Raw genomic sequence first — 14,757 nt, forward strand, 5'->3', positions numbered from 1 at the left:
CCCCAACCTGAAGGAGCGGACATGACCGTGATCGGCGTGATCGGCGCCGGCGTGATGGGCGTCGGCGTGGCCCAGAACCTCGCCCAGACCGGCCACGAGGTCGTCCTGGTCGACAAGGACGAGCGCATCCTCGCGGACGCGCTGGCCACCATCGGCCGCAACGCCCGGATGAGCCGCCTCATGGGCGGCCCCGCCCTGGACCCCGACGAGATCCTGTCGAGGATCACCACCGCCGTCGGCGCCGCCGGCGCGGCCAAGGCGAGCCTCGTCATCGAGAACGTGACGGAGAACTGGGACGTCAAGCGGGAGGTGTACGAGACGCTCGACGCCGAGTGCGGGCCCGACACCGTCTTCGTCGTCAACACCTCGGCCATCCCCATCACCAAGATGGCGGCCGTCACCGGCCGCCCCGACAAGGTCATCGGCGTGCACTTCATGAACCCGGTGCCCGCCAAGCCCGTCGTGGAGCTGATCCCCGGCTTCCACACCTCGCCCGAGACGATCCAGCGCACCAGGGACCTGCTGACGGCGATGGGCAAGAAGGCCGTCGACGTCAAGGACTCGTGCGGCTTCATCTCCAACCGGGTGCTCATGCTGACCGTCAACGAGGCCGCCTACCTGGTGCACGAGGGCGTCGCCGACGCCGAGTCGGTGGACGAGGTGTTCCGCGGCTGCTTCGGCCACCCGATGGGCCCGCTGGAGACCGCCGACCTGATCGGCGTCGACACCATCCTCTACAGCGTCGAGGTGCTCTACGAGCACTACGCCGACAGCAAGTACCGCCCCTGCCCGCTGCTCAAGCAGATGACCGACGCCGGCCTGCACGGACGCAAGTCAGGCCGCGGCTTCTACACCTACACCACCCAGAGCTGAAGGAGTCACCCATGTCCAGCAAGACCCAGATCCTCGACTTCATCCGCGGCCGGTACCCGCAGGCGGAGATCGACGAGTCGCAGGACATCTTCGCGCTCGGCTTCGTCAACTCCCTGTTCGCCATGGAGCTCGTCATGTTCGTCGAGAAGACGTTCGGCGTCACCATCCCCAACGAGGAGCTGCGCATCGACAACTTCCGCACCGCCGACGCCATGTCCGCGCTGGTGGCGCGGCTCACCTCCGACCTGGCCGTCGCGTGACCCTCACCAGCACGGCGCCCGCTCCGGCGGGCGCCGCCCCCGTCACCGGCCGCAGCTCGGCCCGCGCGTTCGTGGACACCCACGTCGTGCCGTACGCCGACGCCTACGACAGCAGCGGGCGCGTCCCCGAGGACCTGCTGCGACGGGCCGCCGAAGCCGGGCTGTGGGACCCGCTGTCGATGGACATGGTCACGCTCGGCGAGGTGCACGAGGAGGTGGGCCGGGGCTGCTCGTCGCTGCGCAGCCTGCTGACCGTGCACACGATGGTGTCGTGGACGCTGCGCCGCTGGGGCACCGACGCGCAGCGCGAGCGCTGGTCGGCGCCGCTCGCCGCCGGGGACGCGCTCGGCGCGTTCTGCCTGTCGGAGCCCGGCGCCGGCAGCGACGCCGCCGGCATCACCACCACCGCCACCCAGACGGGCGACGGCTGGGTGATCGACGGGGTGAAGACGTGGACGACCGGCGGCCAGCGGGCCGACGTGTTCCTCGTCTTCGCCCGCACCGCCACCAGCATCGGCGCCTTCCTGGTGCCGAGGGACACGCCGGGCGTGACGGTCACGCCGATCGACGACATGCTCGGCACCCGCGCCTCCATGCTGGCGACGATCACGTTCGCCGACGTCGCCCTCGGCCCCGACGCGCTGCTCGGCCCGAGCGGGTTCACCGCCGGCATGGTCCTCACCGGCACCCTCGACCTGGGCCGCTACAGCGTCGCCGCCGGGTCGCTCGGCATCGTCCAGGCGTGCCTGGAGGCGTCGGCCGACTACGCCGCCCGCCGCGAGGTCGGCGGCCGGCCCCTGGCCGAGCTGCCGCTCATCCAGGCCAAGCTCTCCGACATGGTCACCGACGCGCGGGCGGCCCGGCTGCTCGTCGCCGAGGCCGGCCGGCTCAAGGACGCCGGCGAGTCCGCCACGATCATGGCCACCTGGGTGGCGAAGTACTTCGCCTCCACCGCCGCGGCCAGGCACGCCTCCGAGGCCGTCCAGATCCACGGCGCCAGCGGCTGCGCACCCGGCTCCCCGGTGGCGCGCTTCTACCGTGACGCCAAGGTCATGGAGATCATCGAAGGCAGCAACGAGGTCCAGCGGATCACCATCGCCGGCCAGGCAGAACGGGAGACGACCAGATGACCGTGACCACCGAGCGGCCAGGCGCGCTGCCCGCCAAGCCCGCCCGCGGCCGCATCAAGTGCATCGTGTGGGACCTCGACAACACGCTGTGGAACGGCGTCCTGCTGGAGGACGGCGACGTCACCGTGCGCCCCGCCGTGGTCGAGCGCATCCACGAGCTCGACCGCAAGGGCGTGCTGCACTCCGTCGCCAGCAAGAACGACCACGACACGGCCATGGCCAAGCTGCGCGAGCTCGGGCTGGAGGACATGTTCCTGCACCCGCAGATCAACTGGAACGCCAAGTCGGAGTCCATCAAGGTCATCGCCAAGGCGCTCAACCTCGGCCTGGACGCGTTCGCCTTCGTCGACGACCAGGAGTTCGAACGCGCCGAGGTCGCCCACGAGGTGCCCGACGTCACCTGCGTCGACATCCTGGACCTGGAGGAGGCGCTGGCCAGGCCCGAGTTCCGGCCCCGGTTCGTCACCGACGAGTCGGCCCAGCGGCGCGCCATGTACCAGGGCCAGATCGCCAGGGACGAGCTGGAGCAGGAGTTCGTCGGCACCAGCGAGGAGTTCCTCGCCGGGCTCGGCATGACGTTCACCATCGCGCCCGCTCGCCGGGAGGACCTGCAGCGGGCCGAGGAGCTGACCGTCCGCACCAACCAGCTCAACTCCACCGGCCGCACCTACTCCTACGACGAGCTCGACGCGCTGCGCGAGTCACCCGACCACCTGCTCCTCGTCGCCTCGCTCACCGACAGGTTCGGCAGCTACGGAAAGATCGGGCTGGCCCTGGTGGAGAAGGAGGAGAAGAGCTGGCGGCTGTGCATGATGCTCATGTCGTGCCGGGTCATGTCACGCGGCGTGGGGATGGTGCTGCTCAACCACATCCTGCGGCTGGCGGCCGAGGCGGGCGTCGCCGTCCGCGCCGACTTCGTGGAGACCGGCCGCAACCGCATGATGCAGATCACGTACGCCTTCGCCGGGTTCAGGGAGGTGAGCCGCGACGGCGCGCAGGTGGTGCTGGAGGCCGACCTGGACGCCGTGCAGCCGCCTCCCGCCTACGTGAAGCTGGAGATCGCCGAATGAGGGACCGACCATGACCGTCCATGATCTGACCAGCGACGACGTGCTCGTCCGCTGGCTGCCGTTCCGGACGCTCACCGGGGCCGAGCCGGGGGCGCTGCCGCTCTACTGCCTGCCCCACGCCGGCGGCGCCGCCTCGGCGTTCCGGCTGTGGCAGCGCAAGCTCCCGGGCGTCGCCGTCCAGCCGGTGCAGCCGCCAGGCCGGGAGGGGCGGCACAAGGAGCCGCCGTACCTGAGCATGCCGGAGCTCGTCTCCGACCTGGCCGACGTGGTGCTCGCCGACGTCGAGCTGTCGGCCGCCGGCCGCCGCTACGCCCTGTACGGGCACAGCCTCGGCGGGCTGGTGGCCTTCGAGCTCGTCCGGGAGGTCCGGCGGCGCGGCGGGCCGGAGCCGGTGCACCTGTTCGTCTCCGGCGCCGACGCCCCGCACGTCACCTACGAGCCCGGCCCGCCGGTGCGCGGGATGAGCGGGCCCGAGGTCGTCGCCCTGCTGCGCCGGCTCGGCGGGACGCCCGAGTGGCTGCTGTCCGACCCGGAGGCGCTGGCGATGATCCTGCCGGCCGTCCAGGCGGACTTCACCGTCAAGGAGACGTACGTGTACGAGGAGGAGCCGCCGCTGGACGTGCCGATCTCGGCGCTGCCCAGCGCGTCGGACCCCCGGGTCGCGCCGGAGAAGGTGGCGCGCTGGCGCGACCAGACGGCCGCCCCGTTCGCGCTGCACCCGTTCGACGGCGGCCACTTCGCCGTCTTCGAGCAGGCGGCGCGCACGCACCGCCTCGTCGCCCAGGCGCTGCGCCCGTGGGTGTGACCAGCCGGCGGGTCTGGGGGGACCCGCCGGCCCCACCCCCCACTGCGTCCGCCGAACCCTCCGGCCCCCGCACGCCGCGCACCCTCCCGAGGTCGCGCGCCGCCGTGCGGGGGCCCGCCCTTTCCGGGCCCGCCCTTTCCGGGCCCGCTCTTTCCGGGGACGCCGGGGACGCCGGCGTGGAGACGCGGGTGTCGCCGGTGGGGGTTCCCGGCGGAGTGGGCCGCACCCTTTCCGCCCGCACCCTTTCCGCCCGCACGCTTTCCGCTGCGGGAGGGGTGGAGGCGCGGGTGTCGCCGGTGGGGGTTCCCGGCGGCGGGGTGCGGGTGTGGCGGGTCGATCTGGACCGGCCGGACGCGGCCCGGGGGTGGCGGCTGCTGTCCCAGGAGGAGCGCGAGCGCGCGCTGGCGTTCGCGGACGGCGGGGAGCGCCGCCGTTACGTGGTGGCGCACGCGGCGCTGCGCGCCATCCTGGGGCGGGCACGCGGCGCCGACCCGGCGGGGCTCGGGTTCGGCCGGGACGAGGCCGGGCGGCCGTGCCTGGCGGACGGCGGCGGGCCGGACTTCAACCTGTCGCACTCCGGCGGCTGGGCGCTCGTCGCCGTCGCCCCGCCGGGCGGCCGCGTGGGCGTCGACGTGGAGCGCGTCCGCGCCGACGCCGACCACCTGGCCCTCGCCCGGCGCTTCTACCAGCCCGAGGAGGCCGACCGCGTGCGCGCCGAGGGCCCGGACGCGTTCTTCCGCCTGTGGACCGTCAAGGAGGCGTACGTGAAGGCGTCCGGCGCCGGCCTGGCCGCCCTGAGCGACGTCGTCGTACGCGAAAGGAGCGCGACGCACGCCACCGTGCTGTCACGCTCCTCGCGCTTCCCCGAGTGCCACGCCCACCCGCTGGACGTGGCCCCGGGCTATCGTGCCGCCGTGGTGGTCACGACCGCTTGGACACCGGCACCACGTACCGGCTGAACACCAGCTCGCGCAGCACGTCGTCGCCGCCCTCGACGATCGACACGTACCGCATGTCCCGCAGCAGCTTGCCGATGACGGACTCGTGCGTGTAGCCGAGCCCGCCGAACATCTCCGACGCGGTCGAGGCGATCTGCCACCCCGTCTGCCCGCAGAACATCTTCGCCGTCAGCGCCTGCTTGAGCGTGCCGAGCCGCAGGAACTCCTCGCCCGCGTCCGGCCGGGCGGCGATGGCGTCGTAGGCGCGCGCCGCCGCCAGGCACTGGTTGGCCATGACCTCGATCTGCATCTCCATCTGCCCGAGCCGGCTCGCGAACACGGCGTTGCCGGTCAGCGGCGCCCCCTTGACGGTCTTGGCGGCGCCGTACTCCATGCACACGTCACGCACCCGCCGGGCGATGCCGAGGGCGGTGGCCGCGATGAGGATGCGGCTGGCGTTCAGCCCCACCTCCAGCAGCCGCAGCCCGTTGCCGCGCAGCACGTTCGCGGCCGGGACGCGGACGCCCGACAGCGACACCTGGTAGGTCGCCGACGAGCGCAGCCCGATCACGTCCCAGCGCTTGTCGACGGTGATGCCGGGCGTGTCGCGCGGCACCAGCACGGCCAGGTAGCCGGCCGGGTCGTCCTGGGCGCGCGCCACGACGACGAGGAAGCGGGCGAAGTCGGTGTTGGTGGAGAACGCCTTGGTCCCGTCGAGGACGACGTCGCCGCCCTCGGTGCGCGCGGTCGTGGTGATCCTGGCCAGCTCGCTGCCCGCGGCGTGCTCGCTGCCGAGGGTGGCGGCGAAGCCGTTGGTCGCCACGAGGTCGCCGAGGTGGCGTTTGGCGAGCTCCTCGCCGCCGTACCACGTCACCATGCTCGTGGTCAGGATCGGGATGAACAGGGTGAAGGCCACCCCGGCGTCGGCGTAGGCGAGCTCGGCGGTGATGCGCACGCTCTCCTCCAGCCCGAGGCCGGGCCCGCCCGCCTCCTTGGGCAGCCACCAGTTGGCCAGGCCGGTGGCGCCGAACCGCTCGTACAGCGGCAGCGGCGCCTCGGCCAGCGAGTCCAGGTACGCGTCCTTGCCCGCCAGCTCGCGGCGGGCGAACCCCTGCACGGTCCTCAGGTACGCGGGCTGCTTCATGGGTCGCTCACTCCTGTTCGTCGCGGGCGTCGAGCAGCTCGGCGAGCTGGCGCACCGTCGGGCACTCCAGCAGGCCGGTGACCGGCACCGACGCGTTCAGCGCCTTGCGGACGCGGGTGGTGAGCTCGATGGCCAGCAGCGAATGCCCGCCGAGCTCGAAGAAGTTGTCCAGGGCGCCGATCGGGTCGATGCCGAGCACGCGGGACCAGATCGCGGCCAGCGTGGCCTCGGTGCCCTCGCGCGGCTCCACGTAGGCGTTGTTCAGCTCGGGGCGCGGGTGCCGCTCCTGGTCGTCATCGTCGTCGCCGGCCTCGTGGATGTCGCCGGTGACCCACTGGGCGATACGGGCGTCCAGGGAGCCCGTCGAGATGACGAAGTGGCCGGCGTGCCCGGCGGCCGACAGCGCCCGCTCGAACACGTCCACGCCCTCGGCGGGCGTCATCGCGTAGTCGACGACGGCGCCGCTGTGGCCGGCGACCCGGTCGGGGTCGATGTTCCAGGTGTCCCAGTCGACCGTGACCCACCGCCCGCCGCCGCTGGTGCGGGCCACCCGCACGTACGCGTCGAGCGCGGCGTTGGCGGCGGCGTACGGGCCGAGCGTCATGCCGCCGAGCACGGCCGCGATGGACGACAGCGTGATGCGCCGGTCCGGGCAGTGGTCGCCGAGCACCTTCTGCAGCACGTGGAACCCGGTCACCTTGGCCGCCAGGTGGGCGTCGCACTGCTGGCGGTCCATCAGGTGGGCGAAGTTGAAGTAGGCGCCGTCCTGCACGCCGGCGCCGTGCACGACGACGTCGATGCCGCCGAACCGCTCGACCGCCTCGGCCACGACGGCGCGCATGCGCTCCTCGTCGGCCACGTCGGCCGACAGCGCCAGCACTGTCGCGCCCCGGCTCTCCAGGTCGCGGATGTTGCGGATGTGGCGGGCGGTCCGCTCGCCGCCGGGCGGCACGTCGGCCAGGTAGGCGTCCCACTCCTGCCGGGGCGGCAGCGGGGAGCGGCCGGTTAGCACCAGCCGGCAGCCGTACGCGTCGGCCAGGTGGCGGGACAGGACGAGCCCGACGTCGCCGAGGCCGCCGGTGATCAGGACGGTGTCGCCGTCGCGGAACGGCCGCCGCGCCGGGTCCGGCTCGGCGATCGGGAACGGCTCGTAGTGGCGCAGCCACGTCTCGCCCGCGCGCACGGCCATCGGGCCCTCGTGCTCGCAGACGGCCGCGGCCAGCGCGGCCTCCACCCCGCCGGCCAGGTCGCCCAGGTCGCCCAGGTCGTCGAGGTCGACGTGGCGGCAGCGCAGGCGCGGGTTCTCCTGCTGGAGGCTGGGGGCGAGCGCCGCCAGCGTGGCGTGCTCGGGGTGGCGCAGCTCGGCCCCGGCGACGTTCACCGCGTGGGAGGTGAGCAGGACCAGCTCCGCCCGGGGCGCGGACCCGGTGTTGTCGACGAGCTCGCGGGCCAGCTCCAGCGCCGAGTAGAAGCCGCGGTCCTGTTCGGCGGCGAAGTGCGCCACCGGGTCGGCGCCGGGTCCGCGCTCGGCGGCGGCCAGGCTGAAGCCGTGCACGATCGCGCGCGGGCTGACGACCAGCGAGTACAGCAGTTCGGCGAGGTCGCCGGCCTTGCCGGAGCGGATGGTGAAGCTGCCGTCGTCGTGCTGCTCGAACCGGTCGCCGTCGCGCACGGCGGTCACCTCGGCCCCGGCCCGCGTCAGCCGCTCGACCAGGGCCTCGCCGCGCCTGTCGGCGGTGAGCACCAGCCACGGCCCGGCCTCGCGCAGCCGCTCGTCGAGCCCTTCGGCGGGCAGCGGGCGCTGCTTCCACGACGGCAGGTGGGTCCACCGCGACCGGTCGAACGTCTTGCCCTCGCCCGCCGGCTGGCGCTGCTGCCCGGTGGGCGGCTTGACCCAGAACCTGCGCCGCTGGAACGGGTAGGTCGGCAGCTCGACGCGCCGCCCCTCGCCGCCGTGCAGCTTGGCCCAGTCGACGACGCTGCCGGCCAGCCAGAGCCGCGCCAGCGCCGACAGCAGCCACGAGGCGGCGTCCACGCCCTCCTCGGGGGCCACCGTCAGCTCCACGGCCTGCGCGTCGCCGTCGACGACCTGGACGCCGATCCCCGTCAGCCCGCCGGCCAGCGCGCTCAGCGCCTCGTCCCGTCCCGCCGTCCCCGCCGGGGCGGGCTGGCCGAGCACCGAGGACGCCGCCGCGCGCAGCTCCGCCCACCAGGAGTCCGGGGTCCCGTCCTCCGGCGCGGCCAGCCGTACCTTGGGGTTGCGCCGCTGGGTCTTGCCGTCGATCCAGCGGGACGGGTCGGCCAGCGCGGCGAGCGCGTCGTCGCGGTCGCGGCAGACGACGGCGCGGCGCAGCGCGAACGCGCCCCGCGACACCTGCAGCGTGAACGCCACGTCCGCCAGGTCGGAGCGGTCGCCGGTCAGGTGCCGGCGCAGCCGCTCGGTCAGGTCCGTCAGCGCCTGGTCGTCGGCGGCGGAGAACACCAGCAGGTGCGGGCCGGGCCTGGCGGGCCGCTCCGGCCGGGGCGGCGCCTGCTCCATCACCACGTGCGCGTTGGTGCCGCCGAGCCCGAACGAGCTCACCCCGGCCCGGCGCGGGTGCGGGCCCTCCGGCCAGGGCCGGTTCTCGGTCAGCACGGTGAAGCGGTCGCGCGCCGACGCCAGTGCCGGGTTCGGCGTCTCGTAGCCGGGCGTGCCCGGCAGCAGCTCGTGCTTGAGGACGAGCGCGGCCCGCATCAGCCCGGTGACGCCGGAGGCGCGGTCGAGGTGGCCGAGGCTCGGCTTGACCGACCCCAGCACCGTCGGCGTCTGCCCGGCCTGCGTGAACACCCGGCTCATCGCCGCCAGCTCGATCGAGTCGCCCAGCATGGTGCCGGTCGCGTGGCACTCGACGTAGCCGACGGTCTCCGGCTTGACCCCGGCCACGCCGAGCGCCGACTCGATCACCTCGGCCTGGCCGTCCACGCCCGGCGCCGTGTAGCCGGCGCGCAGCCGGCCGTCGTTGTTGGAGGCCGACCCGAGGATCACCGCGTGGATCACGTCGCCGTCGGCCAGCGCGTCGGACATGCGCTTGAGCGCCACCGCGCCCGCGCCGCTGCCCATGACCGTGCCGCCCGCCTCGGCGTCGAAGCTGCGCACCCGCCCGTCGGGCGACATGATGCCGCCCTGCTCGTACAGGTAGCCGGCGGGCTGGGGGAGCGGCGTGAACGCGCCGCCCGCCACGGCCACGTCGCACTCGTAGGTGAGCAGGCTCTGGCACGCCAGGTGCACGGCCACCAGCGACGTCGAGCAGAACGTCTGCACCGACACCGACGGCCCGCGCAGCCCCAGCTTGTAGGAGACCAGCGAGGCCAGCGAGTCGCGCTCGTTGCCGACGGCCATGAGCAGCGCGCCGCCCGGCTGCGAGGTGAGGTGCTGGATGTTCTGCACGACGTAGTCGGGGAAGCCGCAGCCGCCGAACACGGCGACCTGGCCGGGCACGTCCGTCGGGCAGTAGCCGGCGCCCTCCAGCGCCTCCCACGAGCACTCCAGGAACAGCCGGTGCTGCGGGTCCATCGTCTCGGCCTCGCGCGGGTTGATGCCGAACACCCCGGCGTCGAACCGGTCGAGCCCGTCCAGCGGGCCGCCGACGCGCACGTAGCGCGGGTCGGCCAGCGTGCCCGGGTCCACCCCGGCCTCGCGCAGCTCCTCGTCGGTGATCGTCCGCAGGCCCTTGACGCCCGCCAGCAGGTTGTCCCACAGCTCGGCGACGCCCGAGGCGCCCGGGAAGCGCCCGGACATGCCGATCAGCGCGACCGCGGAGTCGTAGTCGGTTCCGGTCATGATGTCCTTCCGCTCCTGAGCATGTTGCGCCGCTGCGCGATCCTGGACCGCTGCTGCTCGCGGGCCTCGGCCGGCTGCTCGCCCGCCTCCTCGCCCGCCCTGGCCGCCTCGGCCAGCGAACTGATCGTCGGGGCCTGGTAGAGGATGTGCGGCGGCAGGTAGGACAGCTCCAGCGCCTTGCGCACCTCGGCGATGATCTCCATGCCGAGCAGCGAGTTGCCGCCGAGCTCGAAGAAGTTGTCGTGCACGCCGACCTGCTCCAGGCCCAGCGCCTCGATCCACACCTGGGCGATGGCCTCCTCGGCGGGCGACTGCGGCTCGACGTAGGCGGTCGACAGGTCGGGCCTCGGGTGCCGGCCGAAGGCGTCGCGGATCTTCTTCACCGTCGCCTGGTGGCTCTCGATCGACGAGCGGCGGCTCATCGCCACCATCGGCGCGAAGTCCTGCGTGGACGCGACCACGTGCCGCTCGCCGCTGGCCAGCGCCCGCAGCAGCGTCTGCCAGCCCTGGTCGAAGGTGAGGCCGAAGTTCTCCCGGTACCACTCGAAGTACTGCCGGGAGCCCTCGTCGTAGTTGTCGAGCCCGTCGGTCCAGCCGTTCCACGTCCACTCGCACCAGTCGATGGAGGTGACGGTCACGCCGGGCAGCGGGTCGCTGAGCGCGAAGGAGTCCAGGAACGCGTTCGCCGCGCAGTAGTCCACCTGGCCCGCGCCGCCGCCGGTCGCCGACGTCGTGGACGAGAACAGCGCCAGGAAGTCCACCGGCCGCTCGCGCAGCACCTCGGCCAGCGCCAGCGTGCCTGCCACCTTCGGCGCCAGCACCCGGTCCATGTCGGCGACGGTCTTGAACTGCATGAGGCCGACCGCCGGCACGCCCGCGCAGTGCAGGACGCCGTTGAGCTCGCCGAACCGCTCCACCGCCGCGTCGACGGCGCGGCGTACGTCCTCCACGCGGGAGACGTCGCCCGCGACGGTGAGCACGGCCGAGCCGGCCGCCTCCAGGCGGCGCAGGCCCTCCAGCCGCCTGCGGACCTCGCCCGCGGCGTTCCCGGCGGCCAGGATCGACTCCCACTCCTCGCGGGGCGGCACGGGGGTGCGGCCGAGCAGCACCAGCCGCGCCCGGTACTGCTCGGCCAGCCTCTCGGCCATCGCCAGGCCGATGCCGCCGAGCCCGCCGGTGACCAGGTACACGCCGCCCTCGCGGACGCGCGCCGCGGGCTCGGCCGCGTCGATGACGGCGGCGTCGAGCACCTCGTAGTCGGGGATCCAGCGGCGGCCGCCGCGCAGCGCGACCACCTGGTCGGCCGGGTCGGCGCGCAGCTCGGCGAGCAGCGCGGCCGTGACCGAGCCGGGGTCGAGGTCGATCAGCCGGGTGCGGGCCTTGGGGTACTCGACGGGGATCAGCCGGGTCGGGCCGAGCAGGGTGCCGCTCGCGGCGTCGACGCGGTCGCCCGGGTGCACGCGGTGCGCGCCGGTGGTGACGATGTCCAGGCTCCAGCCGGGCAGCCCCAGGTCGCCGGAGGCGCGGGCGAAGGCGACCAGCGTGTGCAGGCCGCGCCGCAGGCTCTCGCCGATGGGCCGCTCGCCGCCGGCGTTCCACAGGTGCACGACCCGTTCGGGCGTCCAGTCGCGGCCGGTCAGCTCGCGCAGCGCCGAGACGGCGTCCTCGGGCGAGCCGGGCCGCACCCGCAGCCCGTCCGGGCCGCTGGAGAACTCCTCGCCCGGCCGCACCAGCACCGCCTCGCGGCCGGTCGCCGCCAGGTGCGCCAGCAGCGGCGCGGCCAGCGCGTCCGCGGCGCCGTCGTCGGTGTAGACGAGCCAGCGGGACGCCTCCTCGGCCACCGGCGGGCGGGTCGTGGTCTCGCGCCAGACGGGCGCGTGGATCCACCGCGTGTCCGGCAGCCGGGGGTAGGCCTTGGCGATGCTCTTCGGGTCGCTCTCGTCGAACGCCGCCGCGCCACCGCCGCCGCCCAGCGCCGACTCGTCGATCTCCAGCCAGTAGTCCTGGTGCTCGAACGGGTAGGACGGCAGCGGGACACGGCCGGGCGTCCAGCCCTCGTGCAGCGCCGCCCAGTCGACCGGCACGCCGGTCAGCCACAGCTTGGCCACCGCCGTGGCCAGCGCCGCGCCCGCGTCCTGCGTGTCGCCGGCGGCGGGCAGCGTGGTGACGATGAGCGGCCAGCGGCCGCGCTCGCAGGCCGGGTGGCCGCGCGTCAGCGCGCCCAGCGACTGGCCGGGCCCGATCTCGGCCAGCGCCAGCTCCGGGATGCCCAGCACGTGGTCCAGGCCCGCCCCGAACTCGACGGTCTCGCACATGTGACGCGCCCAGTAGCCGGGGTCGGTCACGTCCTGCCCGGTCGCGAGCGCCCCCGTCACGTTGCTCAGGTACGGCAGCGCGGGCGGGCGCAGCGTGATGTTGTCGGCGATCCACGCGGTCAGCTCGGCGGCGACCGGCGCGAGCATCCGCGAGTGGAAGGCGTGCGTGGTCTCCAGCCGCCGGTGGCCGATCTTGGCCTCCAGCAGGCGGGCCGCGGCCGCCTCGACCGCGTCCACCGGCCCGGCCAGCACGAGCTGGGAGCCCGCCCGCACGGCCACGTCCAGCTCGCGCATGCCGTCGTCGCCGAGCAGCGCGGCCAGGCGCCGCTCGTTCGCCGAGACGGCCAGCATCGCGCCCTCGGGCTGGGAGGTGATGAGCTTGGCCCGGTAGGCGACCAGCCGCAGCGCGTCGGGCAGCGACAGCACGCCCGCCAGGCAGGCGGCGACGTACTCGCCCAGGCTGTAGCCGATCATGATCTCGGGGGTCAGCCCCCACCGCATGAGCCGGCGCGCCAGCGCGTACTCGGCGACGAACACGGCGGGCTGAACCAGGTGCGCGTCCGTCGTGGAGCGCGGCGCGCCGCCCGTGGCCCGGCCCAGCAGCCGGGCCAGGTCGCTCTCCTGCTCCGCGGCGGGCCCGGCGGGCGCGAACACGTCCGAGAGCTGCTCGGGGCCGGTGAGCCCGAGCACGGCCAGGCACTCGTCCACGTCCGCGCGGAAGCCCGCGTCCTCGGCGTAGAGGGAGGCCACCATGCCCGGGTACTGCTCGCCGACGCCGGCGATGAGGAAGCCGACCTTGCGGCCGACCGTCGCGTCCGTACGGCCCAGCGGCCCGGCCGGGTCGGCCAGCAGCTCCGCCGCCTGCCCGGCCGAGTCGGCGACCACGACCTTGCGGTGGTTGAACACCTTGCGGCCGGCCTGGAGCGTGAACGCCACGTCGGCCAGGTCGTCGGCCGTGGCGGTCAGGTGCTCGGCCAGGCGGGCGCAGGAGCGTTCGGCGGCGGCGGCCGAGCGGGCCGACACCGGCAGGATCTGCCAGCGGTGCGGGCGGGCCGGCCGCTCGGCGGGCAGCGGCGCCTCGGTGACGATCGCGTGCGCGTTCGTGCCGCCCATGCCCAGCGAGCTGATGCCCGCGATGCGCGGCCGCTCGTCGCTGCGCGGCCACGGCGTCGGCTCGGCGGTGACGCGGAACGGGCTGGCGGCGAAGTCGATCTCGGGGTTGGGGGAGCGGTAGTGCAGCGTGCCGGGGATCAGCTCGTTGCGCAGCGACTGGACGACCTTGATGAGCCCGGTCACGCCGGAGGCCCGGTCCAGGTGGCCGACGTTCGGCTTGATCGAGCCGAGCACGCAGTACTGCTTGCGCTCGGTCTCGCCGAACGCCCGGGTCAGCGCCGCCACCTCCATCGGGTCGCCGACCTCGGTCGCGGTGCCGTGCGCCTCCACGTAGGAGATGTCGGCCGGGTCGACGCCCGCGCGCGCCAGCGCCGACGACACGCAGCGACGCTGGCCGTCGATGCTGGGCGCCAGGTAGCTGAACTTCATCGCGCCGTCGTTGTTGATCGCCGAGGCGCGCAGCACGGCGAAGACCGTGTCGCGGTCGGCGACCGCGTCGGAGAGGCGCTTGAGCGTCACGACCGCGGCGCCGTCGCCGAACATGCTGCCCCGGCCCTCGGCGTCGAACGTGCGCACGTGCCCGTCGGGCGACTCCTGGCCGCCCTCCTCCCACAGGTAGCCGATCCGGTCCGGGATGCGCACCGACACGCCGCCGGCCAGCGCCATGTCGCACTCGCCCCGGCGCAGGCTCTCGCTCGCCAGGTGCACCGCGACCAGCGACGTGGAGCAGAACGTCTGCACCGCGATGCTGGGCCCGTTCAGGTCGAGGCGGAAGGAGACGTTCGTGGCCAGCGAGTCCTTGTCGTTGCCGATCATCAGGGCGGAGGTGTCGATGCCCATCTCGAACGCCCTGAGCCGGGTCAGCAGGTAGCCGCTGATGTTCATGCCGGCGAACACGCCGACGCTGCCGCGGTTCTCGGGGGCGGCGTACCCGGCCGTCTCCAGCGCCTCCCACACGCACTCCAGGAAGATGCGCTGCTGCGGGTCGGCGAGCGTGGCCTCGCGCGGGTTGTAGCCGAAGAACCCCGCGTCGAAGCCGCGGATGTCGTCCAGGATCGGCCGCGACCTGACGTAGTTCGGCTGCTGGAACGTGGCCGGGTCGACGCCCGCGCTGATCAGGTCCTCGTCGGAGAAGCGCGTGAACGACTCCACGCCGGTGCTGATGTTGCGCCAGAACGTCCCGATGTCGGTCGCACCGGGGAAGCGCCCGGCCATGCCGATGATCGCGATGTCGCCCGGTGAATGTCCGTGATCCATCAACCTGCCTCTATTCACTGGAGTTGCGGTAC

9 protein-coding genes are annotated in these 14,757 nt (G+C 73.9%); 6 read left to right on the top strand and 3 right to left on the bottom strand.

From position 1 onward, the window contains the following. The first annotated feature begins 21 nt into the window (after window positions 1-21). The 6 genes from ACWDXC_RS14690 to ACWDXC_RS14715 all read left to right on the top strand — a co-directional run bounded on the left by ACWDXC_RS14690 (window position 22) and on the right by ACWDXC_RS14715 (window position 5,097). Window positions 22-873, top strand: a complete 852-nt coding sequence (locus ACWDXC_RS14690) for a 3-hydroxyacyl-CoA dehydrogenase family protein (protein ID WP_219507382.1) — start codon at window positions 22-24, stop codon at window positions 871-873. A gap of 11 nt (window positions 874-884) precedes the next feature. Next, window positions 885-1,133 carry an acyl carrier protein gene (locus tag ACWDXC_RS14695; RefSeq protein ID WP_219507381.1) on the top strand — a complete coding sequence of 83 codons (249 nt, stop codon included), beginning with the start codon at window positions 885-887 and terminating at the stop codon, window positions 1,131-1,133. Beyond that, a complete protein-coding gene (locus ACWDXC_RS14700; RefSeq protein ID WP_449981661.1) occupies window positions 1,130-2,263 on the top strand; it encodes an acyl-CoA dehydrogenase family protein in 1,134 nt (377 codons plus the stop codon). The genes ACWDXC_RS14695 and ACWDXC_RS14700 overlap by 4 nt, the downstream gene beginning before the upstream one ends. Next, a complete protein-coding gene (locus tag ACWDXC_RS14705; RefSeq protein WP_219507379.1) occupies window positions 2,260-3,333 on the top strand; it encodes an HAD-IIIC family phosphatase in 1,074 nt (357 codons plus the stop codon). Before ACWDXC_RS14700 ends, ACWDXC_RS14705 begins: the two co-directional genes overlap by 4 nt. 10 nt (window positions 3,334-3,343) lie before the next feature. Then, complete coding sequence (locus ACWDXC_RS14710) at window positions 3,344-4,138, top strand: thioesterase II family protein (RefSeq protein WP_449981663.1); 795 nt, start codon at window positions 3,344-3,346, stop codon at window positions 4,136-4,138. Between the two features lie 287 nt (window positions 4,139-4,425). Continuing rightward, window positions 4,426-5,097 carry a 4'-phosphopantetheinyl transferase family protein gene (locus ACWDXC_RS14715; protein ID WP_449981665.1) on the top strand — a complete coding sequence of 224 codons (672 nt, stop codon included), beginning with the start codon at window positions 4,426-4,428 and terminating at the stop codon, window positions 5,095-5,097. Here the strand turns inward: ACWDXC_RS14715 and ACWDXC_RS14720 are convergent. Genes ACWDXC_RS14720 through ACWDXC_RS14730 form a run of 3 tightly spaced genes read right to left on the bottom strand, consistent with a single transcriptional unit; the run spans window position 5,060 to window position 14,725 of the window. Beyond that, a complete protein-coding gene (locus tag ACWDXC_RS14720; protein WP_219507376.1) occupies window positions 5,060-6,220 on the bottom strand; it encodes an acyl-CoA dehydrogenase family protein in 1,161 nt (386 codons plus the stop codon). The genes ACWDXC_RS14715 and ACWDXC_RS14720 overlap by 38 nt on opposite strands. Window positions 6,221-6,227: 7 nt before the next feature. After that, window positions 6,228-10,040 (bottom strand): SDR family NAD(P)-dependent oxidoreductase, encoded by a 3,813-nt coding sequence (locus ACWDXC_RS14725; RefSeq protein WP_449981668.1) that lies wholly within the window; start codon window positions 10,038-10,040, stop codon window positions 6,228-6,230. After that, window positions 10,037-14,725, bottom strand: a complete 4,689-nt coding sequence (locus tag ACWDXC_RS14730; RefSeq protein ID WP_449981670.1) for an SDR family NAD(P)-dependent oxidoreductase — start codon at window positions 14,723-14,725, stop codon at window positions 10,037-10,039. Before ACWDXC_RS14730 ends, ACWDXC_RS14725 begins: the two co-directional genes overlap by 4 nt. Window positions 14,726-14,757: the final 32 nt, after the last annotated feature.

Source organism: Nonomuraea sp. NPDC003214, from assembly GCF_053590035.1.

Bases quoted from the DNA above. Each gene is read 5' to 3' on its own strand.
- ACWDXC_RS14720 (WP_219507376.1), bottom strand. From the start codon at position 6,220: ATGAAGCAGCCCGCGTACCTGAGGACCGTGCAGGGGTTCGCCCGCCGC.
- ACWDXC_RS14690 (WP_219507382.1), top strand. From the start codon at position 22: ATGACCGTGATCGGCGTGATCGGCGCCGGCGTGATGGGCGTCGGCGTG.
- ACWDXC_RS14710 (WP_449981663.1), top strand. From the start codon at position 3,344: ATGACCGTCCATGATCTGACCAGCGACGACGTGCTCGTCCGCTGGCTG.
- ACWDXC_RS14705 (WP_219507379.1), top strand. From the start codon at position 2,260: ATGACCGTGACCACCGAGCGGCCAGGCGCGCTGCCCGCCAAGCCCGCC.
- ACWDXC_RS14695 (WP_219507381.1), top strand. From the start codon at position 885: ATGTCCAGCAAGACCCAGATCCTCGACTTCATCCGCGGCCGGTACCCG.
- ACWDXC_RS14730 (WP_449981670.1), bottom strand. From the start codon at position 14,725: ATGGATCACGGACATTCACCGGGCGACATCGCGATCATCGGCATGGCC.
- ACWDXC_RS14725 (WP_449981668.1), bottom strand. From the start codon at position 10,040: ATGACCGGAACCGACTACGACTCCGCGGTCGCGCTGATCGGCATGTCC.